At 69.1% G+C, this 23,256-nt stretch carries 15 protein-coding genes and 1 pseudogene; 7 read left to right on the top strand and 9 right to left on the bottom strand.

The genetic code is table 11. The annotated features are described in order from the left end of the window. Positions 1-4 precede the first annotated feature (4 nt). Genes dapD through ACPWT1_RS16400 form a run of 3 tightly spaced genes read right to left on the bottom strand, consistent with a single transcriptional unit; the run spans position 5 to position 2,850 of the window. Positions 5-829 (bottom strand): 2,3,4,5-tetrahydropyridine-2,6-dicarboxylate N-succinyltransferase, encoded by an 825-nt coding sequence (gene dapD, locus ACPWT1_RS16410; RefSeq protein WP_427912213.1) that lies wholly within the window; start codon positions 827-829, stop codon positions 5-7. Next, positions 826-2,037: a succinyldiaminopimelate transaminase gene (dapC, locus tag ACPWT1_RS16405; protein ID WP_427912212.1), complete on the bottom strand. Its 1,212-nt coding sequence runs from the start codon at positions 2,035-2,037 to the stop codon at positions 826-828. The genes dapD and dapC overlap by 4 nt, the downstream gene beginning before the upstream one ends. A 33-nt stretch (positions 2,038-2,070) precedes the next feature. After that, positions 2,071-2,850, bottom strand: coding sequence for an MHYT domain-containing protein (locus tag ACPWT1_RS16400; RefSeq protein ID WP_427912211.1), 780 nt, complete (start codon positions 2,848-2,850; stop codon positions 2,071-2,073). Positions 2,851-3,057: 207 nt separating this feature from the next. On the opposite strand from ACPWT1_RS16400, the gene ACPWT1_RS16395 reads away from it, so the two are divergent. Beyond that, positions 3,058-3,822: an SDR family NAD(P)-dependent oxidoreductase gene (locus ACPWT1_RS16395; protein ID WP_427912210.1), complete on the top strand. Its 765-nt coding sequence runs from the start codon at positions 3,058-3,060 to the stop codon at positions 3,820-3,822. Here the strand turns inward: ACPWT1_RS16395 and ACPWT1_RS16390 are convergent. After that, on the bottom strand, positions 3,788-4,696 hold the full coding sequence (locus ACPWT1_RS16390; protein WP_427912209.1) for a DUF72 domain-containing protein: 909 nt from the start codon (positions 4,694-4,696) through the stop codon (positions 3,788-3,790). The genes ACPWT1_RS16395 and ACPWT1_RS16390 overlap by 35 nt on opposite strands. A gap of 170 nt (positions 4,697-4,866) precedes the next feature. Between ACPWT1_RS16390 and smc the strand changes: the two genes are divergently transcribed. Genes smc through ligA form a run of 3 tightly spaced genes read left to right on the top strand, consistent with a single transcriptional unit; the run spans position 4,867 to position 11,586 of the window. Then, positions 4,867-8,382, top strand: coding sequence for a chromosome segregation protein SMC (smc, locus tag ACPWT1_RS16385; RefSeq protein ID WP_427912208.1), 3,516 nt, complete (start codon positions 4,867-4,869; stop codon positions 8,380-8,382). A gap of 58 nt (positions 8,383-8,440) precedes the next feature. Continuing rightward, the gene (locus tag ACPWT1_RS16380; RefSeq protein ID WP_427912207.1) at positions 8,441-9,493 is read left to right on the top strand and encodes a cell division protein ZipA C-terminal FtsZ-binding domain-containing protein; all 1,053 of its coding nucleotides are present in this window, start codon (positions 8,441-8,443) and stop codon (positions 9,491-9,493) included. Between the two features lie 11 nt (positions 9,494-9,504). Continuing rightward, positions 9,505-11,586 carry an NAD-dependent DNA ligase LigA gene (ligA, locus tag ACPWT1_RS16375; protein ID WP_427912206.1) on the top strand — a complete coding sequence of 694 codons (2,082 nt, stop codon included), beginning with the start codon at positions 9,505-9,507 and terminating at the stop codon, positions 11,584-11,586. On the opposite strand, the gene ACPWT1_RS16370 is transcribed toward ligA, so the two are convergent. Then, positions 11,583-12,026, bottom strand: a complete 444-nt coding sequence (locus tag ACPWT1_RS16370) for a YbaN family protein (RefSeq protein ID WP_427912205.1) — start codon at positions 12,024-12,026, stop codon at positions 11,583-11,585. The two genes, ligA and ACPWT1_RS16370, sit on opposite strands and share 4 nt — an antisense overlap. A 34-nt stretch (positions 12,027-12,060) precedes the next feature. On the opposite strand from ACPWT1_RS16370, the gene def reads away from it, so the two are divergent. Beyond that, positions 12,061-12,600, top strand: a complete 540-nt coding sequence (gene def / locus ACPWT1_RS16365; protein WP_427912204.1) for a peptide deformylase — start codon at positions 12,061-12,063, stop codon at positions 12,598-12,600. Between the two features lie 234 nt (positions 12,601-12,834). After that, entirely contained in the window at positions 12,835-13,488 is a 654-nt protein-coding gene (locus tag ACPWT1_RS16360; protein ID WP_427912203.1) for a hypothetical protein, read from the top strand. Positions 13,489-13,506: 18 nt separating this feature from the next. Here ACPWT1_RS16360 and ACPWT1_RS16355 read toward each other — a convergent pair. Beyond that, positions 13,507-16,130 (bottom strand): annotated as a pseudogene (locus tag ACPWT1_RS16355) ([protein-PII] uridylyltransferase). Between the two features lie 4 nt (positions 16,131-16,134). Then, on the bottom strand, positions 16,135-16,941 hold the full coding sequence (gene map, locus ACPWT1_RS16350; protein WP_427912202.1) for a type I methionyl aminopeptidase: 807 nt from the start codon (positions 16,939-16,941) through the stop codon (positions 16,135-16,137). A gap of 126 nt (positions 16,942-17,067) precedes the next feature. On the opposite strand from map, the gene purL reads away from it, so the two are divergent. Further along, on the top strand, positions 17,068-21,045 hold the full coding sequence (purL, locus tag ACPWT1_RS16345; RefSeq protein ID WP_427912201.1) for a phosphoribosylformylglycinamidine synthase: 3,978 nt from the start codon (positions 17,068-17,070) through the stop codon (positions 21,043-21,045). Positions 21,046-21,179: 134 nt separating this feature from the next. On the opposite strand, the gene ACPWT1_RS16340 is transcribed toward purL, so the two are convergent. Beyond that, positions 21,180-21,923 carry an SDR family NAD(P)-dependent oxidoreductase gene (locus ACPWT1_RS16340; protein ID WP_427912200.1) on the bottom strand — a complete coding sequence of 248 codons (744 nt, stop codon included), beginning with the start codon at positions 21,921-21,923 and terminating at the stop codon, positions 21,180-21,182. Positions 21,924-21,933: 10 nt separating this feature from the next. Further along, entirely contained in the window at positions 21,934-23,223 is a 1,290-nt protein-coding gene (locus ACPWT1_RS16335; RefSeq protein WP_427912199.1) for a family 1 glycosylhydrolase, read from the bottom strand. Positions 23,224-23,256 lie beyond the last annotated feature (33 nt).

The raw sequence follows: 23,256 nt of genomic DNA, 5'->3' as shown, positions 1-23,256 counted from the left end.
ACTTTTACGGGCGCAGCAGGTCGTTCAGCGAGGTTTTTGCACGGGTCTGTGCATCCACGCGCTTGACGATGATGGCGGCATACAGGTTGTACTTGCCGCCGTCGCGCGGCAGGCTGCCGGATACCACCACCGAGCCGGCCGGCACGCGGCCATAGGTGATCTCGCCCGTGGTGCGGTCGTAGATCGGCGTGCTCTGGCTGATGTACACGCCCATGGACAGCACGGAGTTCTCTTCGACGATCACGCCCTCCACGACCTCGGAGCGGGCGCCGATGAAGCAGTTGTCCTCGATGATGGTCGGATTGGCCTGCAGCGGCTCCAGCACGCCGCCCAGGCCCACGCCGCCGGACAGGTGCACGTTCTTGCCGACCTGCGCGCAGGAGCCCACGGTGGCCCACGTGTCGACCATGGTGCCTTCGTCGACATACGCGCCGATGTTCACGTAGCTGGGCATCAGAACCGCGCCCTTGGCGACGAAGCTGCCGCGACGTGCCACGGCCGGCGGCACCACGCGCACGCCGGTGGCCGCCATTTCCTCCTGCGACAGGTGCGCGAACTTGGTCTGCACCTTGTCGAAGAAGGCCAGCTCGCCGGACTTCATCAGCGCGTTGTCCTTCAGGCGGAACGACAGCAGCACCGCCTTCTTGATCCACTGGTGCACGGTCCACTGGCCCACGCCTTCGCGAGTGGCCACGCGCAGGTGGCCGTTGTTCAACTCGGCGATCACGTGCTCGACGGCTTCGGTCACCTCCCTGGGCGCCGAGGAGGGCGAGAGGTTGGCGCGGTTGTCCCACGCGGTGTCGATGGTCTGCTGCAGTTGGGTGGTCATTGGGGACGGGGGTTGTTCTTCACGAAGTCGACGATGCGGTGCGCGGCTTCCAGGCATTCGGCGGTCTGCGCCACCAGGGCCATGCGCACGCGGCCGGCGCCGGGGTTGCGGCCGCCGCTCTCACGGGCGAGGAAACTGCCCGGAAGCACCGTCACATTGTATTGAGCCAGCAACGCGCGGGCGAAGGCCTGGTCGTCGCCGCCGGGCACGCCGGCCCACAGGTAGAAGCTCGCGTCGGGCAGCTTCACGTCGAGCACGCTGGCCAGCACCGGCGTGACCTCGGCGAACTTGCGGCGGTACTGGGCGCGGTTGTCCACCACGTGCGCCTCGTCGCTCCAGGCCGCAATGCTGGCGGCCTGCACCGGAGGCGCCATCGCGCTGCCGTGGTAGGTGCGATACAGGGCGAAGGCCTTGAGCAGCTTCGCGTCGCCGGCGACGAAACCGCTGCGCATGCCCGGCACGTTGCTCCGCTTGGACAGGCTGGTGAAGGCCACCAGCCGTGTGAAGTCGGTGCGGCCCAGCTTTGCGGCGGCCTCGAGCCCACCCAGCGGCGGTTCATCGCGGAAGTAGATCTCGCTGTAGCACTCGTCGCTGGCGATCACGAAGCCATGCCGGTCCGACAGGGCGAACAGCTTGCGCCATTCGTCCAGCGGCATCACCGCGCCGGTCGGATTGCCGGGCGAGCACACGTACAGCAGTTGGGTGCGGGCCCAGACCTGCTCGGGCACGCTGTCCCAGTCGACCGCGAAATTGCGCGCCGGGTCCGAGGGCGCGTAGTACGGCGCGGCCCCCGCGAGCAGCGCCGCGCCCTCGTAGATCTGGTAGAACGGATTGGGACACACGACGACAGGCTTGGTGCGCGGATCGATCACCGTCTGCGCGAATGCGAACAGCGCCTCGCGCGAGCCGTTGACCGGCAGCACCTGCGTCGCCGGATCCAGCGCCAGTCCATAACGGCGCTGCAGCCACCCGGTGAACGCCCCGCGCAACGCGGGCGTGCCGATGGTGGGCGGATAGGCCGACAGGTCGGCGCCAGGGGTGTCGAGCGCATCGACCAGCGCCTGCTTCAGGAACGGCGGGGTCGGGTGCTTGGGCTCGCCGATGCCCAGGCTGATCGCGGCGTAGGCCGGATTCGGCACCACGCCCGCGAACAACTGCCGCAGCCGCTCGAACGGGTAGGGCTGCAGGCGGTCGAGAAGGGGATTCATGGCAGCGATTATCGGCGCTGCCCCCAGTGCTCCTCAGCGTGCCTGGCGTGCCAGGGAGCCGCGCCGCTGGTGGGCGGCGCCGCCCATGAACCGCTGGAACATCTGGTCGATCGCGATCACGACGGCCGTGGCCAGCGACACCATCGTCACCAATGCGGGCAGTTCGAGCGACGTGACGAGGTGGTCGCCCGTCGGGAATGCAGGCGGGTTGGCGCTGGTGCAGACGAAGCCGGCCGCTGCCATGCCCGTGTAGTGCATCGCGCAGACGGCCACGCCGATCACCAGCGAGGCCGCCGCGCGCAGCGGCAGCGAACGTGCCCAGAAGGCGAGCCACAGGCCCGCGATGGCAGCCGCGTAGGCGATGGCCACCGACGCGCCGACCAGCTGGGACGACCACTGGAAGAAGCCGTTGAAGCGCATGCCCTGCATGCCCAGGTAGTGCATCACCAGGACCGCCGTGCCGAACATGAGGCCGCCGCCCAGCAGGCGCAGGATGTTGAGTCCCTTGGACACCCAGTACAGCGCGAGCGCCGAGGCACCGACCGCCGCCAGCAGCGAGAGCAGCGTCTCGGGAATCGAGTAGCTCACGCCCATGCCGAGGCGCAGCGAGAGCATGCCGAAGAAGTGCATGGTCCAGATGCCGATGCCGCCGAGCGACACCGCCGCGGCCGCGAGGTTCAGCAGGCGCGCGCTGCCCGCCGGCTGCGAGCGCATGCGCTCGACGGCGGTGAGTGCGATGAAGGCGCCGACCACGGAGACGAGGTAGGACAACGCAACGAACCCCGTGTCGTAGCTGGGCGTCATGACCTGCATGGATTTCCTTCCAGGAAAAGCAAAGAAAAAAGGTGCGAAGCCGTGATTGTGACCAGGCGTTACGTAATGTGACCAACCGTTCGGCGAAGGCATTCCGCCTTCGGTCGCGAGGCCGTTGGAGCTGCCACCGACGGCCGCCGATGGCTGCGGACTACGACGTGGCGGGCGGGCGCGCCCGATGCTGCGGACCTTCACCTGGGAGCAGCCATGCGGCGGTTTGAAGATCGGGTCGTGGTCGTCACGGGCGCTGGCTCGGGCATCGGCGAAGGCATCGCGCGCCGCTTCTCGGCCGAGGGTGCCACCGTGGTGCTGGCCGGCCGCACGCGCGGGAAGCTGGAGGCGGTCGCGCAGACCCTGCCGCCCGAGCGCACGCTGGTGAAGGTGACGGACGTCTCGAAGTACCGGCAGGTCAAAGCGCTGGTCGAGGCAGCGGTGCGCAAGTTCGGCCGGCTGGACGTGATGGTGAACAACGCGGGCATCGCGCCCGAGGGCAAGGTGACCGAGGCCACGCTGGAGGAATGGGAGCAGACCATGGCCACCAATGCCGGTGGCGTGTTCCACGGCTGCCGGGCGGCGATGCCGCACCTGGTCGAGGCCCGCGGCTGCATCGTCAACATGGCCTCGGTCTCGGGCCTGGGCGGCGACTGGGGACTGTCGTTCTACAACGCGTCGAAGGGCGCCATCATCAATTTCACGCGGGCGCTGGCGCTGGACCACGGCAGGGACGGCGTGCGCGTCAACGCCGTTGCGCCCAGCTTCACGCTCACGCCGATGACCGAGGACATGAAGGGCGACCGCAAGCTGCTGGCGAAGTTCAGGGAGCGCATGCCGCTGGGCCGGCCGGCGACGCCCGCGGACATCGCCGGCGCCGTGGCGTTCCTGGCGAGCGAGGACGCGGCCATGATCACCGGCGTGTGCCTGCCGGTCGATGGCGGCGTCACCGCGTCCAATGGCCAGCCACCGATGTCGTGAGCGGCAGTCCCAGCTTCGTCATCAACTCCCGCGCGTTGTCCGGCGCGTGCAGCTTGTCGGTGTTGTCGAAGTAGCAGTACACGTCGCGGCTCTCTGCAGGGGGCGGCAACTTCTGGGAGATCAGGCGTGCATCGGCCGGTTGCCGTCCCTGCCGCCACGCATCGATGCACGCCGCCCAGCGATCGAGCTGCTCGCTGGTGTAGCGGCTCTTGTACAACTCGGTGGCGCCGTGCAGGCGCATGTAGACGAAGTCCGCCGTGACATCCTCGTACAGCGGCCAGGGCTGCGGCGTGTCGGCCACCACCCAGGCCACCTTGTACTTGCGAAGCAGCGCGATGAAGGCGGGGTCGACGAAGCTGGCATGGCGCACTTCGACGGCATGGCGCAGGCGTTGGCGGTGCAACGGCTCCAGCAACTCGCGTCCCTTCAGGCGCTGGTCGCGCTGAAGCGCGATCTTCGCGGCCGCCGCGGTGGTCCTGGGCAAGGACGCCAGAAAGGGCTCGAAGACCTCCGGATGAAAGCCGAAATTGGGCGGGAACTGCCACAGGATCGGGCCCAGCTTGTCACCGAGCGCGAACAGGCCCGAGGCGAAGAAGTTGCCCATCGCCGCCTCGGCGTTGCGCAGCTTCAGCATGTGGGTGATGTAGCGCCCGCCCTTGACCGCGAACACGAAGCCCGGCGGCGTCTGCGCCGCCCACTGCGCATAGAACGAGGGCCGCTGCAGCGAGTAGAACGAGCCATTGAGCTCGATGCTGTTGAACTGCCGCGAGGCGTGGTGCAGTTCCTTCGCCTGCGCCAGTCCGGCCGGATAGAAGTTGCCGCGCCATGGCTCGAAACGCCAGCCGGAAACGCCGATGAACACCTGACCTGCCATCGGTCCCTGTCTACCGGAACGCCCAGCGCCACAAGCGCGTTTTTTACCGGTGGTTGCAAGCTCGGCCGCAGGGCAGGGCCAGCTGATCGGCACGGTATCATCCGTGCCACTTTCTCCGCGCCGCCTTCGGGCGGCGCTCCCGTTGCGACCGATTCACCGGGCCTGCCGCCGTGCGACTCAACTCCATCAAGCTGTCGGGATTCAAGTCCTTCGCCGAACCCACCAACTTCATGCTCCCCGGCCAGCTGGTGGGCGTGGTCGGCCCCAACGGCTGCGGCAAGTCCAACATCATGGACGCGGTGCGCTGGGTGCTGGGCGAGTCCAAGGCCTCCGAGCTGCGCGGCGAGTCGATGCAGGACGTGATCTTCAACGGCACCACCAGCCGCAAGCCCGCGTCGCGTTCGTCGGTCGAACTGGTGTTCGACAACGCCGACCACCGCGCGGGCGGCCAGTGGAGCCAGTTCACCGAGATCGCCGTCAAGCGCGTGCTGACGCGCGACGGCACCAGCAGCTACTACATCAACAACCAGCCGGTGCGCCGGCGTGACATCCAGGACGTGTTCCTGGGCACCGGCCTCGGCCCGCGTGCCTACGCCATCATCGGCCAGGGCACGATCAGCCGGATCATCGAGTCCAAGCCCGAGGAGCTGCGGCTGTTCCTCGAGGAAGCCGCCGGCGTCTCCAAGTACAAGGAGCGCCGCCGCGAGACCGAGAACCGACTCTCCGACACGCGCGAGAACCTGACCCGCGTCGAGGACATCCTGCGCGAGCTCAATGCCAACCTCGAGAAGCTGGAGAAGCAGGCCGAGGTGGCTTCGCGCTACAACGCGCTGCAGTCCGACGTCACGCTCAAGCAGCACCAGCAGTGGTTCCTCAAGCGCGCCGAGGCCGAGGCCGACCAGGCCCGCCTGAAGTCCGACGCGGACAAGGCCGTCAACAGCCTCGAGTCGCGCGTGGCCGACCTGCGCCACGTCGAGAACGAACTCGAGACCGTGCGCCAGGCGCACTACGCGGCCGGCGACCAGGTCAACCAGGCCCAGGGGCAGCTGTACGAAGCCAGCGCCGAAGTCGGCCGGCTCGAGGCCGAGATCCGCTTCGTGGTCGAGGGCCGCCAGCGCGTCGAGCAGCGCCTGCAGCAGCTGAAGGAGCAGACCGCCCAATGGGCCGCCCGCAAGGACAACGCGGCCGCCGAACTGGAAACGCTCGCCGAGCAGTCGGTCGATGCCGAGGAGAAGGCGACGCTGCTGGCCGCGCAGGTCGAGGAGCAGGCGATGGCGCTGCCCGACCTCGAGGACGCGCTGCGCCAGTCGCAGGCCAAGGCCAACGAGCAGCGCACCGGCGTGGCCCAGGTGCAGCAGCAGATCCAGGTGCTGGCCGCCGACCAGCGCAACATCGAGGAACAGAGCCGCCAGCTCACGCAACGCCGCGAGCGCCTGGTGGCCGATCGCAATGCGCTGGCTGCGCCCGACGAGGCGCGCCTGGCCAACTCGCAGACGCAGCTGGCCGCGGCCCAGGAAGCCGCCGAGACCGCCGACGCGCGCCTGCACGAGCTGCAGGAGCAGGTGCCGCAGCTGGACGAAGACCGGCGCGCGAAGCAGCAGGCCGTCAACAGCGAGAGCCACAAGCAAGCCGACCTGAATGCGCGCATGGAGGCGCTGAAGGCGCTGCAGGAGAAGGTGCGCACCGACGGCAAGCTCAAGCCCTGGCTCGCCAAGCATGGCCTTGATGGACTGCAGGGCCTGTGGAGCCGCATCCACGTCGAGCAGGGCTGGGAGAACGCCCTCGAGGCCGCATTGCGCGAGCGCATGGGCTCGCTGGAGGTCTCGCGGCTGGACATGGTGCGCGCGTTCGCCAACGACGCGCCGCCCGCGAAGCTGGCCTTCTACCACCCGCCGCAGGCGTCCGCGCCCGAAGGCGCCGGCGCCCTGCCGCGCCTGGCCGACCTGCTGCGCCTGAACGACGCCGGCCAGAAGGCGCTGCTGGCCGACTGGCTGCACGGCTGCTACACGGCCCCGACCTTCGAGGAGGCGCTGGCCGCGCGCGAGAAGCTGCGGCCGGGCGAGGCGATCTACGTCAGGAGCGGCCACTGCGTCACCGCGCACAGCGTCAGCTTCTATGCGCAGGACTCCGAGCAGGCCGGCCTGCTGGCACGCCAGCAGGAGATCGAGAACCTCGAGAAGCAGCTGCGCGCGCAGGCCCTGATCGCGGAAGAAGCGCGGTCGGCACTGGTGCGGGCCGAGGCTGGCTACACCGATGCCTCGCAACGGCTGGTGACGGCGCGCCGCGAAGCCGCCGACACCCAGGCCCGCGCCCACGAACTGCAGGTCGAGACGCTGCGCCTCACGCAGCTGGCCGAGCAGACCCGGGCCCGCAGCGAGCAGATCGCGGCCGACCTGGCCGAGGTGGACGCGCTGCTGGAGGAACTGCAGGAGCGCCGCGTCACGGCCGAAGCGCGCTTCGAGGAACTGGACATGCAGCTGGCCGACAGCCAGGAGCGGCATGCCCAGTTGGACGAGCGCGTGATCGAGGCCGAGCGCAAGCTGGCGCAGGCGCGCGAGCAGCAGCGCAGCCTGGAGCGCCAGGCGCAGGAAGCGCAGTTCGGCCAGCGCTCGCTGGAGGCACGCCGCGGCGAACTGCAGCGCGCCATCGAGACCGCCACCCAGCAGGCCCAGGGCATGGCCGCCGAAGAGGAGCGTGCCCATGCGGAGCTGGCGCGCCTCACGGACGCCGCGGCGCAGGCCGGCCTGCAGAACGCGCTGCAGCTGAAGACGGAACGTGAGCAGGCGCTGGGTGCCAAGCGCAGCGAATACGACGACCTCACGGCCAAGCTGCGTGCCAGCGACGAGCGCCGCCTGCAGCTGGAGCGCGAGCTCGATCCGCTGCGCCAGCGCATCACCGACATGCAGCTGAAGGAGCAGGCCGCACGCCTGGGCCTGGAGCAGTACACGCAGCTGCTGACCGATGCCCAGGCCGACCTGGAAGCGGTGGCGAAGTCGGTGGAGCAGGGCAACGTGCGCCTCGCGGGCATGCAGGGCGACATCGACCGGCTGCAGCGCGAGATCGCCGCGCTCGGAGCGGTGAACCTGGCCGCGCTCGAGGAGCTGAGCACGGCGCGCGAACGCAAGCAGTTCCTGGACGCGCAGACCGCCGACCTCACCGAGGCGATGACGACGCTCGAGGACGCGATCAAGAAGATCGACGGCGAGACGCGCGACCTGCTGGCCGGCACCTTCCAGACCGTCAACGACCACTTCGGCCGCATGTTCCCCGAGCTGTTCGGCGGCGGCAACGCGAAGCTGGTGATGACCGGCGAGGAGATCCTCGACTCGGGCGTGCAGGTGATGGCGCAGCCGCCCGGCAAGAAGAACCAGACCATCCACCTGCTCTCGGGTGGCGAGAAGGCGCTCACGGCCATTGCGCTGGTGTTCGCCATCTTCCAGCTGAATCCCGCGCCGTTCTGCCTGCTGGACGAGGTGGATGCGCCGCTGGATGACGCCAACACCGAGCGCTATGCCAAGCTGGTGTCGGCCATGAGCAGGGAAACGCAGTTCCTCTTCATCAGCCACAACAAGATCGCGATGGAGATGGCCGAGCAGCTGATCGGCGTGACCATGCAGGAACAGGGCGTCTCGCGCATCGTGGCGGTGGACATGGAATCGGCTGTGTCCATGGCGGAGGCTGCTTGAGTCGCCGGGCCGCTCCCAAGGCTCAACCAACCGCAGCGCTTGCGCGGAGGTTGTCGGAATGAGCACCTTCACCGTCGGCCTGGGTGTCCTCGGCGGCGTCGTGCTCGCCGGGGTCGTGGGCTGGAACGCCTGGACCACGCGCAGGCTCACGCCGCGCCAGGCCGAAGCCGCGCCCCGCGTGGAGCCCGCGGCCGATCGCGAGCCCGTGGAGCCGACCCTGGAATCGGGCTTCACGATGAGCCCCGGCAGTGCCGACAGCGACGTGCCCCCATTGCCCATGCCGGAGAAGAAGCCTGGCCTCGACGCACTGATCGATGCGCTCGCGCCCATTGCGGTCGAGGGTCCCGTCAGCGGCGAAGCAGCGCTGGCCGCCTTGCCCGCCACGCGCCGAGCCGGCAGCAAGCCGTTCGGCATCGAGGGCCTCGACGCAGCCAGCGGTCAATGGGAGACGCCGCAGGCGGGCCATCGCTACACCGCGTTCCAGGCCGGCGTGCAGCTGGCCAACCGCGTCGGCCCGCTCAACGAAATCGAGTTCTCCGAATTCGTGATAAAGGCCCAGGCCTTCGCCGACGCGGTGAACGGATCGCCCGAGTTCCCGGAGATGCTGCACGAGGTGTCTCGCGCCCGCGAGCTGGACCAGTTCGCCGGCGGCCACGACGCGCAGCTGGGGTTCACGCTGCGCGCGCGGCACGCCGCCTGGAGCCCGGGCTACGTGCAGCAGAACGCTGCCCGCCTGGGGTTCGTCGCAGGCGCGATCCCGGGCCGCATGGTGCTGCCCGCGATGCAGCCCGGCAACCCGCCGATCCTGGTGCTGACGTTCGACACGCAGGCGGCGCTGGCGGAAGACCCCACGCAGGCCGCCATCCGCGAGGTATCCCTCAGCCTGGACGTGCCGCAGGTGCATCGCACCGAGCAGCCGTTCCTGCGGATGTGCGAGGCCGCGATCGCGCTGGCCGAGGGCATGGACGGCGTGGTCACCGACGACAACGGGCAGGTGATCCAGCCCGAGGGCATGGACGTGATCGGCGCCGACCTCGAGAAGCTGTACGACATGCTGGAGTCGCGCGACCTGGCGGCGGGGTCGCAGCTGGCGCGCCGCGTGTTCAGCTGAGCGATCCGCCGATGGCCGCTTCCCCCAAGGTGCAGGAGCGCATCGATGCGCTGCGCGAACTGCTGCACCGCCACGCGCACCAGTACTACGTGCTCGACGCGCCCGAGATCCCGGACGCCGAGTACGACAGGCTCTTTCGCGAGCTGCAGGAGCTCGAGGCCGCCCACCCGGACCTGCTGGCTCCGGATTCGCCGACCCAGCGCGTCGGCGGCGCCGTGCTGGAGGGATTCGCCAAGGTGCGGCACAAGGTGCCGATGCTGTCGATCCGCACCGAGACCGACATCGAGGCCAGCGGCGCGCGCAACTTCGACGCGCGGGTGCGTCGCGAGCTCGGACTGGGCGAGGGTGATCCACCCGTCGACTACGTGGCCGAACTCAAGTTCGACGGCCTGGCGATCAACCTGCGCTACGAGCACGGCGTGCTGGTGCAGGCCGCGACGCGCGGCGACGGCGAGGTGGGCGAGGACGTCACGCAGAACATCCGCGGCATCGGCCAGATTCCGCTGCGGCTGCATGCGTCCAGGCAGCTGCCGATTCCCGCCGTCCTCGAAGTGCGCGGCGAGGTCTTCATGCGCCGCGACCAGTTCGAGCGCCTCAACGAACTGCAGCGCGAGAAGATCGCGAAGGGCGCCAAGGGCGAGAAGACTTTCGTGAATCCGCGCAACGCCGCGGCGGGCGCCGTGCGCCAGCTCGATCCGGCGATCGCGCGCCAGCGGCCCCTGAGCTTCTACGCCTACGGGTGGGGCGAGATCACGCCGCCCGAGCAGGGCGGACCGGCGTTCACCACCCACTTCGAGCTGCTGCAGGCCTTGCGCATCTGGGGCCTGCCGGTGTCGCAGGAAGCGAAGGTGGCGCACGGCGCGGACGACCTCGTGGCGTTCCACCAGGACGTGGGCGGAAGGCGCGACAAGCTGCCGTTCGACATCGACGGCGTGGTCTACAAGGTCGACAGCCTCGCGCTGCAGAAGCGCCTGGGCTTCGTCACCCGCGAGCCGCGCTGGGCGGTGGCGCACAAGTTTCCGGCGCAGGAGCAACTCACGACGGTCGAGAGCATCGATGTCTATGTCGGCCGCACCGGCAAGCTCACGCCCGTCGCGCGGCTGGTGCCGGTGTTCGTCGGCGGCGTGACGGTGACGAACGCGACGCTGCACAACGAGGACGAGGTTCACCGCAAGGACGTGCGGGTCGGCGATACCGTCATCGTTCGCCGCGCGGGCGACGTGATTCCGGAAGTGGTCGGCGTCGTGCCCGAGAAGCGCCATGGTGCCGCCGCGGTGTTCACCATGCCACGGCGCTGCCCGGTGTGTGGCAGCGAGGCCGTGCGCGAGGAAGGCGAGGCCGACTACCGCTGCACCGGCGGCCTGTTCTGCGGCGCGCAGCGCAAGCAGGCGATCCTGCATTTCGCGCAGCGCCGTGCGATGGACATCGAAGGCCTGGGCGACAAGCTGGTGGACCAGATGGTGGAAGCGGGCGTCGTGAAGACGCTGCCCGACCTGTACCGGCTGGGCCTCGCCAACCTCGTCGCGCTGGACCGGATGGGCGAGAAGTCCGCGCAGAACCTGCTGGCCGGCATCGAGAAGTCCAAGCAGACGACCTTGCCGCGTTTCCTCTACGGGCTGGGCATCCGCCATGTCGGCGAGGCCACGGCGCGGGATCTCGCGCGGCACTTCGGTGGCCTCGATGCCATCCTGGACGCCAGCGCCGAGCAACTGCTGGAAGTGCCCGACGTCGGCCCCGTGGTGGCCGAGAGCATCCACACCTTCTTCGCCCAGCCGCACAACCGCGAGGTGGTCGAGCAGCTGCGGGCCTGCGGCGTGCACTGGGAAGAGGGCGAGCCTGTCGCCCGCGCGCCGAAGCCGCTGGCCGGCCTCACGGTGGTGCTCACGGGCACCTTGCCCACGCTGAGCCGTGACGAGGCCAAGGACCTGCTGGAGGCGGCGGGCGCCAAGGTGGCCGGCTCCGTGAGCAAGAAGACCAGCTACGTGGTTGCGGGTGCCGAGGCCGGCAGCAAGCTGGAGAAGGCACGGGAGCTCGGCGTCGCGGTGCTGGACGAGGACGGCCTGCGGCGATTGCTGGCCGGCGGGCAGGGCTAGGGCTCGACCGGTCGCTGGTCGGACGCCATCTCCGGCCTGCGCCACAGCCACAGGTCGACGGCGGCCATCGCCCCGGTCGCAACCAGCACGGGCCACCACGGGCCGAACCACAGCAGCATCCCCGCCGCGCTGCACGCCATTGTCACGGTCGCGAGCCACTTCGCACGGCGAGGCACGACCCCGCCGCGCCGCCATGCGCGGATGTGCGGTCCCATGTGCGGATGCGTGTCCATCCAGCGTGCCAGCCGCGGCGAGCTGCGGGCGGCGGCCCACGCTGCCAGGAGGATGAATGGCACCGTGGGCAACACCGGCAGGAAGAACCCCGCGATGCCCAATGCCAGGCTGGCGACCGCCAGCGCCACCAGCAGCCATCGCAACACCGGCGGGAGCGGCGCCGCGAGTTCGGCCATGGGGTCGGGCGAGGGATCGGGCCGGGACATCCGGGCATTGTCCGGCGACAGCTATGCTGCGGGAATGGCAGTCCGAGAGATCCTGAAGATGGGCGACCCGCGCTTGCTGCGCGTCGCCCAGCCCGTCACCGAATTCGACACCGACCGACTGCACCTGCTGGTGCGCGACATGGTCGAGACCATGGCCGCCGTGAACGGCGCTGGCCTGGCCGCGCCGCAGATCGGCGTCGACCTGCAGCTGGTGATCTTCGGCACCGATGCGCCCAACCCGCGCTATCCCGATGCGCCGCCCGTGCCGCGCACGGTGCTGTGCAATCCGGTGGTCACGCCGATTGGCGACGAGGAGGAGGACGGCTGGGAAGGCTGCCTCTCCGTGCCCGGCCTGCGCGGCGTGGTGCCGCGCTGGAAGCGCATCCGCTACACCGGCCTCGACGCCTCCGGCGACCCGATCGACCGCACCGTCGAAGGTTTCCACGCGCGTGTCGTGCAGCACGAGGTCGACCACCTGTGGGGCAAGCTGTACCCGATGCGGGTGCGCGACTTCACGAAGTTCGGTTTCACCGAGGTGCTGTTCCCCGGGCTCGATGCGGGCGAGGACGACTGAGCCACCATCCGCCGCTCCAGCTTTCCTGTAACGGGAAGGATCAACATACCTCGGTCCACCCGCCGACAAGCTTCTACAAAGCGTGGCTCAGCAGTGAGAAGCTGCACGAAGACCGCAGAAGCCGCTCTGCGCAAGCGATTGCTGCTCAACAGCAGGTTGCAATCCAACGCAGTTTGAAGCTCAGCTGTTGCGCACAGTGCGCCGGGCACATGCGACACACAACGAGGATGACGGATGGACTTTGAACTGGTGCGGCTCGGCGTGGCGTTCCTGCACCTGATGACGTGCTGCGTGGCGATCGGCCTCGTGGTGCTGAGCGATTTCGACATGGTGAGGCGCCTGGTCCTGGGCGACTCGGCCAGCCTCGACGAGACGCACCTGGCCAGCCTGCAGCAGACCCTCAAGCGCGCGCTGATGCTCCTGTGGCTCACCGGCTCGGGCCTCGTGGCGATCGACGTGTGGACCCGGGGTAGCCAGGTGCTCCTCAATCCCGCGCTGCAGTCCAAGTTCGCGATCGTGGCGCTGCTCACCCTCAACGGCGTGGTGCTGCACCGGACGGTGCTGCCGATGCTCAAGCGCGCCGGCGCGCTGATGCGCCTGCGCTTCAGCGAACGCACGCTGGCCGTCTTCACCGGCGCGGTGTCGGGCGTGTCCTGGGCCTATGCGGCGATGCTGGGCATCGGGCGCTCGCTGGACGCCAGGTACTCGCTCGCGCAGATCCTGGCGGGCTATCCGGTGCTCGTGGCGGGCTGCTTCCTGGCCATGGTGGTGCTCACCGCCTGGACGCAGATCCGGGCCCGCGGCCGCAGGCGTGGGTTCCGGAACGCGCCGATGCATCCGCTGCTGGCGCGGGTGCCGGTGCAGCAGCCCCAGCGACGATCGCGCTGATGCGCAGGGCGGCGGCGCTCAGGCCGCCAGCGCCTCGAGCAGCTCGGTCTCGATCTCGATCTGCTTGCGGTTCTGCTGCAGTTCGGGACCGTCGACGAGGAAGGTGTCTTCGACGCGTTCGCCGAGCGTGGTGACCTTGGCCAGCTGCAGATTGATGCGGTGGTGGGCCAGCACGCGCGCCACGGAATACAGCAGTCCGACGCGGTCGCTGGCCGAGATCGACAGCAGCCAGCGCTGCGCGCGTTCGTCCGGCGTCAGCTGCACCCGCGGCGCGATCGGGAAGCTCTTGACCCGGCGCGACACGCGGCCGCGGCTGGGCGGCGGCAGGGCGCCGGCGCGCTGCAGGGTCTGTTCGAGGCCCGACTCCACCATGCTGATCAGCTCGCGGTAGTGCTCCGGCAGCATGGCCGTGACCACCTGGAAGGTGTCGAGCGCGTAGCCGGTGCGCGTGGTGTGGATGCGCGCGTCCAGGATCGAGAAGCCGGCCTGCTCGAAATAGCCGCAGATGCGCGCGAACAGGTCCGGCTGGTCGGGCGTGTACACCAGCACCTGCAGGCCTTCGCCCACCGGTGACAGGCGCGCGCGCACCAGGGCCTTGGTCGTTCCCACGTGCCGCGAGACGTGGCGTGTGTGCCAGGCGATCTCGCCGGCGTCGTGCCGCATGAAGTAGCCCACGTCCAGCGAGTCCCACAGTTTCTTGTGCGCCTCGAACGGCAGCGCGTGCAGCTGCAGCTGCACCAGCGCGTCGCGCTTGCGGGCCTCGATCTCCGCTGACGTGTCGGGGCGATGCCCCCCAGCGCACGCAGCGTGGCGCGGTACAGGTCTTCCAGCAGCTTGCCCTTCCAGGCGTTCCACACCTTCGGGCTGGTGCCGCGGATGTCGGCCACGGTGAGCAGGTACAGGCCCGTGAGCCGGCGCTCGTCGCCCACGCGCTGCGCAAACGCGGTAATCACTTCCGGATCGCTCAGGTCTTCCTTCTGCGCGATGCGGCTCATGGTGAGGTGCTCGCGCACCAGGAACTCGATCAGCCGGCAGTCGTCGGCCGGGATCGCGTGCTGGCGGCAGAACCGCCGCACCTCCTGGCCACCCAGCTCGGAGTGGTCGCCGCCGCGGCCCTTGGCGATGTCGTGGAACAGCGCCGCGATGTACAGCACGTAAGGACGGTCGTAGCCGGCGGCGAGCTGCGAGCAGAACGGGTATTCGTGCGCGTGCTCGGCGATGAAGAACCGGCGCATGTTCCGCAGCACCATCAGGATGTGCTGGTCCACCGTGTAGACGTGGAACAGGTCGTGCTGCATCTGGCCGACGATGCGCCGGAACGGCCAGAGATAGCGGCCCAGCACGGACGTCTGGTTCATGAGCCGGAACACGTGGGTCATGCCGGCGGGCTGCATCAGCAGCTCGCGGAAGGTCGCGTGGTTCACCGGGTCGTTGCGGAACTTCGCGTCCATCACGCCGCGCGCGTTGTACAGCGCCCGCAACGTGCGCGCCGACAGGCCCTTGATGCCCACCGTGGTCTGGTAGATCAGGAAGGTCTCGAGGATGGCGTGCGGCTCGCGCTGGTACAGGTCGTCGTCCGCCACCTCCAGCAGCCCGGCCTTGTTCAGGAAGCGCGGGTTGATCGGCTCGGGATCGCCGCCGCCGGGGATCAGCCGCTCCTCGATGTTCAGCAGCAGGATCTGGTTCAGCTGCGTGACCGCCTTGGCCGCCCAGTAGAAGCGCTTCATCAGCGCCTCGCTGGCGCGTTGCACCAGGCGGCCTTCCTCGTTGGTGATGGTCGTGTCGCCGAAGGTCTCGGCAACGCTGGTCTGCAGGTCGAACACCAGCCGGTCTTCGCGCCGGCGCGCGATGGCATGCAGCCGCGCGCGGATCAGGCCCAGCAGCGCCTCGTTGCGCTGGATCTGCTGCGCCTCCAGTGGCGTGGCCAGGCCTCGCCGCGCGAGCTCGGCCCAGCTGTCGCCGAAGCCCGCTGCCTTCGCGACCCACAGGATCACGTGCAGGTCGCGCAGGCCGCCCGGCGACTCCTTGACGTTCGGCTCCAGCGAATACGGCGTGTTCTCGAACTTGGTGTGCCGCTGGCGCATCTCCAGCGTCTTGGCGATGAAGAAGGCCTGCGGGTCCAGCTGGTCGTGGAAGCGCTGGTCGAAGCGCTTGAAGAGCGCGGCGTTGCCGGCGAGCAGGCGCGACTCGAGCAGCGAGGTGCGCACGGTGACGTCGGAGGCGGCCTGCGCCATGCATTCGTCCACGGTGCGGACGCTGGAGCCGATCTCCAGGCCCGTGTCCCAGCAACTGCCGATGAAGGCCTCGAGTCGCTGCTTGAGCGCAGCATCGTCGTCCGCCTGCACGCCGTCCGGCAGCAGCACCAGCACGTCGACGTCGGAATGGGGGAACAGCTCGCCGCGGCCGTAGCCGCCCACGGCCACCAGCGCAAAGCCGGCAGCAAAGCCGGCCTGCTCCCAGAGCTGGCGCAGCGCGTTGTCGACATGGCGCGCCAGCCGCCGGAGCAGCGGGCGAACGGCGCGGGGCCCGGTGTCGCGGGCGAGGAGGGTGGCGACGACGGCCTGCTTCTGCGCGGCCAGCTGCTCGCGCAGCGCGGTGGGTGTCGCCACCTCGGTGGCGGGAAGGCGCACCACCGCGGTCATGGCATCAGCCGGCGTTGACGAACGGCGGCGGTGGCGGGCTGCCCGCCGAGAGCGTGAGCACCTCGTAGCCCGTGTCGGTGACGAGCACGGTGTGCTCCCACTGGGCCGACAGCGAATGGTCCTTGGTGACGATGGTCCAGCCATCGTTGCCGAACTCCTTCACCTCCTTGCGGCCGGCGTTGATCATCGGCTCGATGGTGAAGGTCATGCCGGGCTTGAGTTCCTCCAGCGTGCCGGGGCGGCCGTAGTGCAGCACCTGCGGCTCCTCGTGGAAGTTGCGCCCGATGCCATGGCCGCAGAACTCGCGCACCACCGAGTAGCCCTGCTTCTCGGCGAACTGCTGGATCGCCCAGCCGATGTCGCCCAGGCGGATGCCCGGCTTGACCTTGACGATGCCGTGCCACATCGCGTCGTAGGTGACCGTGACCAGGCGCTTGGCGGCGATGGAGGCTTCGCCGACGACGAACATGCGGCTGGTGTCGCCGAACCAGCCGTCCTTGATGACGGTGACGTCGACGTTGACGATGTCGCCCTTCTTCAGTGGCTTGTCGTTCGGGATGCCGTGGCAGACGACATGGTTGACCGAGGTGCACAGCGAAGCCGGGTAGGGCGGGTAGCCGGGCGGCTGGTAGCCCAGGGTGGCGGAGGTGGAGCCCTGCTTCTTCATGCACTCGGACGCCAACCGGTCGATCTCCTTGGTGGTGATGCCGGGCTTGATGTGCGGCGTGAGGTAGTCCAGCACCTCGGCTGCCAGCCGGCAGGCGGTGCGCATCCCCTGGATGCCCTCGACGTCCTTGTACGTGATGCTCATGGGCATGGATTATCCCAGAGGGGGTCCGTGCGCGCAGGAGCGCTCGACGGTGACCGGTAAAATGCGGGGTCTCGCGCGTGCCCCAGTCAGCGGCCCGCGCCCGCCGTTCCCCACACCAGGCCCAACGTGACCCTGCACATCACCGAGTTCGAGGGTGGCCGCGCCCTCAGCGACTTCCGCATCCGCCAATTGCTGCCGCGCCTGCGCGAGGTGAACGAGAAGGTCGACGGGCTGTCCGCCCGCTTCGTGCACCTGGCCGCCTGGGAGCAGGCGCCGTCGGCCGCCGACCTGAAGCGGCTGGCCGGACTGCTGACCTACGGCGAGCCGTTCGAGGGCAGCACGCAGGGCGAGCTGTTCGTGGTGACGCCGCGGCTGGGCACGGTCTCGCCCTGGGCCTCCAAGGCCACTGACATCGCGCACAACTGCGGGCTGCAGGTCAAGCGGCTGGAGCGCGCGATCGAATTCCGCGTGGCGCTGAAGGGCGGACTGCTCGGCGGCAAGGCCACGTTGTCCGCTGCGCAGCGCGATGCCATCGGATCGCTGCTGCACGACCGCATGACCGAAAGCGTGCTGCCGGCACTCGGCGGCGCCAGGTCGCTGTTCAGCGAGCTCGAGCCGGCGCCGATGGAAGAGGTCGACGTGCTGGGCGGCGGCCGTGCCGCGCTGGAGCGAGCCAACACGCAGTTCGGCCTGGCGCTCGCGGACGACGAGGTCGAGTACCTCGAGCAGGCGTTCCGCGGGCTCGGCCGCAACCCGACCGACGTCGAGCTGATGATGTTCGCGCAGGCGAACAGCGAGCACTGCCGGCACAAGATCTTCAACGCCAGCTTCACCATCGACGGCCAGCCGCAGGACAAGAGCCTGTTCGGCATGATCCGCCACACGCACCAGGCGAACCCGCAGCACACGGTGATCGCCTATTCGGACAACGCCGCCGTGATGGAGGGCTCGCGCGTCGAGGCCTTCCTGCCGAGGGCGGGCGATGGTCCTGCGCCTTATGCGCGCCGCGACGCCATGCACCACGTGCTGATGAAGGTGGAGACGCACAACCACCCGACGGCCATCTCGCCGTTCCCGGGCGCTTCGACTGGCGCCGGCGGCGAGATCCGCGACGAAGGCGCGACTGGCCGTGGCTCGAAGCCCAAGGCGGGCCTGACCGGTTTCTCGGTGTCGCGCCTGTGGGAATCGCCGAATGGCAGGCCGGCGCACATCGCCAGTCCGCTGCAGATCATGACGGAAGGCCCGCTGGGCGGCGCCGCGTTCAACAACGAGTTCGGCCGTCCCAACCTGCTGGGCTATTTCCGCGAGTACGAACAGACCGTCGACGGCGTCGTGCGCGGCTACCACAAGCCGATCATGATCGCCGGCGGCCTGGGCACCATCGACGCGGGCCTGACGCAGAAGATCCCGTTCCCGCCCGGCACGCTGCTGGTGCAGCTGGGCGGCCCCGGCATGCGCATCGGCATGGGCGGCGGTGCGGCGAGTTCGATGGCCACCGGCGCCAATGCGGCCGACCTGGATTTCGACTCGGTGCAGCGAGGCAACCCCGAGATCGAGCGCCGCGCGCAGGAGGTCATCAACCACTGCTGGACGCTGGGCGATCGCAACCCGATCCTCGCCATCCATGACGTTGGTGCGGGCGGGTTGTCGAACGCCTTCCCCGAACTGACCAACGACGCGGGACGCGGTGCGCGCTTCGACCTGCGCAAGGTGCCGCTCGAGGAGTCGGGCCTTGCACCCAAGGAGATCTGGTGCAACGAGAGCCAGGAGCGCTACGTGCTGGCCATCGCACCGGAATCGCTGGCGCAGTTCCGGGCGTTCTGCGAGCGCGAGCGGTGTCCGTTCGCGGTGGTGGGCGTGGCGACCGAGCAGCGCCAGCTGGTCGTGGGGGACGAAGGCGCGAGATCGCCGGTCGACATGCCCATGGACGTGCTCCTCGGCAAGCCGCCCAAGATGCACCGCGACGTGAAGCGCATCGCGCGCCAGGTGCCCGCGATCGACCTCACCGGCGTGGACCTGCAGGACGCGGCGATACGGGTGCTCTCGCATCCAACCGTCGCCTCCAAGCGCTTCCTCGTCACCATCGGCGACCGCACCGTGGGCGGCCTGTCGCACCGTGACCAGATGGTGGGACCGTGGCAGGTGCCCGTGGCCGATTGCGCGGTGACGCTGGCCGACTTCCGTGGCTTCGCGGGCGAGGCCATGAGCATGGGCGAGCGCACGCCGCTGGCTGCGATCGATGCCGCGGCTTCCGGTCGCATGGCGGTGGCCGAGGCCATCACGAATCTGCTGGCCGCGCCGATCGAGCTGTCCCGCGTGAAGCTGTCGGCCAACTGGATGGCCGCGTGCGGTGAAGCGGGCGAGGACGCCGCGCTGTACGACACCGTGAAGGCAGTCGGCATGGATCTGTGCCCCCAGCTGGGCATCGCCATCCCCGTCGGCAAGGACAGCCTGTCGATGCGCACCCAGTGGCAGGAGCAGGGCGCGGCGAAGAAGGTCACCTCGCCCGTGAGCCTGGTGATCACCGCCTTCGCCACGCTCAATGACGTGCGCCCGACGCTCACACCGCAGCTCGATGCGGCGCAGGACGACACCACGCTGGTGCTGGTCGACCTTGGCAAGGGCCGCCACCGCATGGGCGGCAGCATCCTGGCGCAGGTGCTGCAGCAGCCGGGGGGCGACGTGCCGGACCTCGACGAGCCGAAGGACCTGGCGAACCTCGTGGACGCGGTCAATGCGCTGCGCAAGCAGGGTCGCATCCTCGCGTACCACGACCGCAGCGACGGTGGCCTGTTCGCGGCGACCTGCGAGATGGCGTTCGCCGGCCATGTCGGCGTGAGCCTCAACGTGGACATGCTGGTCACCGAGGGCGACGGCATCCAGGACAGCCGCGCCGAGTACGGCGATGCCAAGAACTGGGCCACGCAGGTCAGCGCGCGGCGGCAGGAGCTCACGCTCAAGGCGCTGTTCAACGAGGAACTGGGCGTGCTGCTGCAGGTGCGCACGGCCGAGCGCAACGATGTCATGCAGGTGCTGCGTGACCATGGCCTCTCGAAACACAGCCACTTCGTCGGCAAGACCCGGCCTGCGTCCTCGTCGCTCGATGTGGGCAAGGGCGAGGTGCAGGTCTGGCGCGACACCAAGGCCGTGTTCAGCGCGAAGCTCTCGGACCTGCACCAGGTCTGGGACAGCGTCAGCTGGAAGATCTGCCAGCAGCGCGACAACCCCGAGTGTGCGGACCAGGAGCATGCGGCCGCCGGTGATGCTGCCGATCCGGGCCTGCAGTTCGCGCCGAGTTTCGATGCGAAGGTCGACGTGGCCGCGCCGTTCCTCAACCTCGCGCGTCCGAAGGTCGCGATCCTGCGCGAGCAGGGCGTCAACTCGCACGTGGAGATGGCGTACTGCTTCGACACGGCGGGTTTCGAGGCGGTCGACGTGCACATGACCGACCTGCAGTCGGGACGGGCCGCGCTGGCCGACTTCCGCGGCTTCGTCGCGTGTGGCGGCTTCAGCTACGGCGACACGCTGGGGGCCGGCATCGGCTGGGCTCGCAGCATCACGTTCCACCAGAAACTGTCGGAGCAGTTCCAGGCCTTCTTCGCGCGCCAGGACACCTTCGCGCTGGGCGTGTGCAACGGCTGCCAGATGCTGGCCGAGCTGGCCGACATCATCCCGGGCGCGCAGGCCTGGCCGCGCTTCACCACGAACCGCAGCGAGCGCTACGAGGCTCGGCTGTCGCAGGTGGAGGTGCTGCCGTCGCCCAGCCTGTTCTTCGACGGCATGGCCGGCAGCCGGCTGCCGATCGTGGTGGCGCACGGCGAGGGCTATGCCAACTTTGCGCACCGCGGCAATCGCGCCGAGGCGATCGCCGCGATGCGCTACGTCGACCACCACGGCCAGCCGACCGAGACCTACCCGCTGAACCCCAATGGCAGCCCCGGCGGCCTGACGGCGGTGACGACAGCCGACGGGCGTTTCACGGCCATGATGCCGCACGCCGAACGCGTGTTCCGCAACATCCAGATGTCCTGGACCGGCGGGGACCGCAGCGAGTTCAGCCCTTGGCTGCGCATCTGGCGCAACGCGCGCAAATGGGTCGGCTGAAAGCGGGAGCGGACAGCCGAACGCAAAAGACGCGAAGGATCGCAAAAACGCGAAAGACAACCTTCGAAAAACTCGATGGCCCCTTTCGCGTGTTTCGCCTACCTTTTGCGCCTTTCGCGTTCGGATGTCCGCTTTCACAGCTCGTTGAGCCGCCCTCCATCGACCACCAGGCTCACGCCCTGCACGTGGCTGGCGTCGTCCGAGGCGAGCCAGGCGATGGTGGCCGCGATGTCCGCAGGTTGCAGCAGTTCCTTGGGTTCGATGTGCTCGACGCCCGCCTTCACCTCGGGGTTGTCGCGCAGCATCTTCGTCTCCACCGCCCCGGGCAGCACCGCGTTGCTGCGGATGCCGCGGCCGCGGCCTTCGAGGGCGGCGGAGCGTGTGAGTGACAGCAGGGCGGCCTTGGCCGCGGCATAAGGTGCCACCTGCGGCGTGGTGCGCACCGCGTGCACGCTGGCGACGTTGACGATCGCGCCGCCGCCGCGCATGCGCAGGAACGCCTGCTTGGTGAAGTAGAACGCGCCCAGCAGGTCCACGCCCAGGATGCGCAGCCAGTCCTCGCCGGTGAACTGCTCCAGCGGCTTGAACGACATCAGGCCGGCGTTGTTCACCACGACGTCCAGGCGACCGAACCTCTGCATCACCTGGTCGACACAGGCCATTACCTTCGCTTCCTGCGACACGTCGCACACCACGTCGAGTGCCTCGGGCGCGCCGGCCTGCATCACCTGGTCGCGTGCGGCGGCCAGGTGACCCGCGTCCAGGCCGACCAGCGCCAGGCGGGCGCCTTCCGATGCCAGCCGCTTCGCCGTCGCGAGGCCGATGCCCGAGCCCGCACCCGTCACCAGTGCCACCTTGCCTTCGAATCTCGCGGCCATCGCATGCTCCTCATTCGGCGTTGTGGGGCGCGTCGGTGCTCTCGCGGATGCCCGGCGCGCGCCGATGCTTCCATGCCTGCCCGTGTTCGCTCGGCAGCACGACCGGAACCTGCAGGCACACGCTCTGGGTCGGCAGCACCTCGCGCCAGTCGGCGATCAGTTGCTTGTAGGCCTGGCCCACGGGACGGATGCGGCGGTCCAGGTCGAACAGGCCCAGCGCGTTGACCTGGCCGTTGTCGCAGCGCAGGGCGCTGTCCCAGTCCACCTGGTCGGTGAGCGAGTACCAGGTGAAGCCCAGCACCGGCACGCCGTCGTTGCGCACGCGCAGGACGTTGGCCCATTCCTTCCACAGCCAGTTGACCGCCGAGAAACCCTCGGCGCCCTGCACGAGGTTGGTCTCGGTGTGCATCACCGGCAGCCGGTACCGCTCGTGGTACTGCCGCGAGATCACCGCGTAGCCGAAGATCTCGCCCGACGCGCGGGTGTCGCCGTCGGCCGAGACGCGGTGCTCGTTGGTGATGTAGTAGTCGCTGCCCATGATGCAGTGCTGCTTGAGCGAGCGGCCCATGAAGAAGTGGTAGTCGTCGCGCTTCATGCCGTTGTCCATCAGGTACTCGTACATCTCCGAGTCGACGCGGCGGCCGTAGTTGAGGTCCAGCGACAGGAAGCGCTTGGAGTTCATCAGCTCGGCGGGGCCGATTGCTGCGGGGTTCTCGGCGTGGAAGTACTCGGACGATTCGCTCTGGATGAAGATGGCGTCGGGCCGCACCTGCAGGATCGCCTCCATCGCCAGCACGTTGGCCTGCACGATGTGCTTGAGCGCGTTGACGAAGGCGCGATCGGTGGCGAGCTGCTCGTTCCACCAGCCGTACAGGGCCGAGAAGCGCGCGCAGATGTACATCTCGTTGACCGGCGTGTACAGCTGGATCCAAGGGAAGCGCTGCGCGAAGGCGCGCGCATAGCCGGCAAAGAGCTTCGGGAAGTCGGGGTTCTGGAAGTTGCCCACCCAGTCGGGCACGCCGAAGTGGCACAGGTCGACGATGGGGATGATGTCCAGGCAGCGCAACTCGGCGAAGGTGGTGTCGGCGAAGTCCCAGTCGTGGGAGTCGGGGCCCGTCCACGTCCGGTGCAGCGGCGGCCCGTAGCGCAGGAAGCGGATGCCCATCTCGCGCACCAGCGCGAAGTCGGTGCGCCAGTGCCGGTAGTGGCCACATTTCTCGAGTTCGTCCACGCGACGGCCGTCGACAGTCGGGTTGCTGTTCTCCACCCCCGTGGCGAACATGAAGCGTGGGTCGTCCATGGTGCAGGCCTCCCGGCCAGTCTCCGCCCGCAG

It is taken from the genome of Ramlibacter sp. MMS24-I3-19 (genome assembly GCF_050320135.1).
Taxonomy (GTDB): Bacteria; Pseudomonadota; Gammaproteobacteria; order Burkholderiales; family Burkholderiaceae_C; genus Ramlibacter.
Note: the sequence above shows the minus strand (reverse complement) of the source record. Positions and strands in the feature narration are given on the sequence as shown.

What these genes read in the sequence shown, in the direction of transcription:
- ligA (WP_427912206.1), top strand. Translation starts at nt 9,505, where the DNA reads ATGGCCGCTTCCCCCAAGGTGCAGGAGCGCATCGATGCGCTGCGCGAA.
- dapD (WP_427912213.1), bottom strand. Translation starts at nt 829, where the DNA reads ATGACCACCCAACTGCAGCAGACCATCGACACCGCGTGGGACAACCGC.
- def (WP_427912204.1), top strand. Translation starts at nt 12,061, where the DNA reads ATGGCAGTCCGAGAGATCCTGAAGATGGGCGACCCGCGCTTGCTGCGC.
- map (WP_427912202.1), bottom strand. Translation starts at nt 16,941, where the DNA reads ATGAGCATCACGTACAAGGACGTCGAGGGCATCCAGGGGATGCGCACC.
- ACPWT1_RS16400 (WP_427912211.1), bottom strand. Translation starts at nt 2,850, where the DNA reads ATGCAGGTCATGACGCCCAGCTACGACACGGGGTTCGTTGCGTTGTCC.
- ACPWT1_RS16335 (WP_427912199.1), bottom strand. Translation starts at nt 23,223, where the DNA reads ATGGACGACCCACGCTTCATGTTCGCCACGGGGGTGGAGAACAGCAAC.
- ACPWT1_RS16395 (WP_427912210.1), top strand. Translation starts at nt 3,058, where the DNA reads ATGCGGCGGTTTGAAGATCGGGTCGTGGTCGTCACGGGCGCTGGCTCG.
- ACPWT1_RS16380 (WP_427912207.1), top strand. Translation starts at nt 8,441, where the DNA reads ATGAGCACCTTCACCGTCGGCCTGGGTGTCCTCGGCGGCGTCGTGCTC.
- dapC (WP_427912212.1), bottom strand. Translation starts at nt 2,037, where the DNA reads ATGAATCCCCTTCTCGACCGCCTGCAGCCCTACCCGTTCGAGCGGCTG.
- ACPWT1_RS16340 (WP_427912200.1), bottom strand. Translation starts at nt 21,923, where the DNA reads ATGGCCGCGAGATTCGAAGGCAAGGTGGCACTGGTGACGGGTGCGGGC.
- ACPWT1_RS16390 (WP_427912209.1), bottom strand. Translation starts at nt 4,696, where the DNA reads ATGGCAGGTCAGGTGTTCATCGGCGTTTCCGGCTGGCGTTTCGAGCCA.
- ACPWT1_RS16360 (WP_427912203.1), top strand. Translation starts at nt 12,835, where the DNA reads ATGGACTTTGAACTGGTGCGGCTCGGCGTGGCGTTCCTGCACCTGATG.
- ACPWT1_RS16370 (WP_427912205.1), bottom strand. Translation starts at nt 12,026, where the DNA reads ATGTCCCGGCCCGATCCCTCGCCCGACCCCATGGCCGAACTCGCGGCG.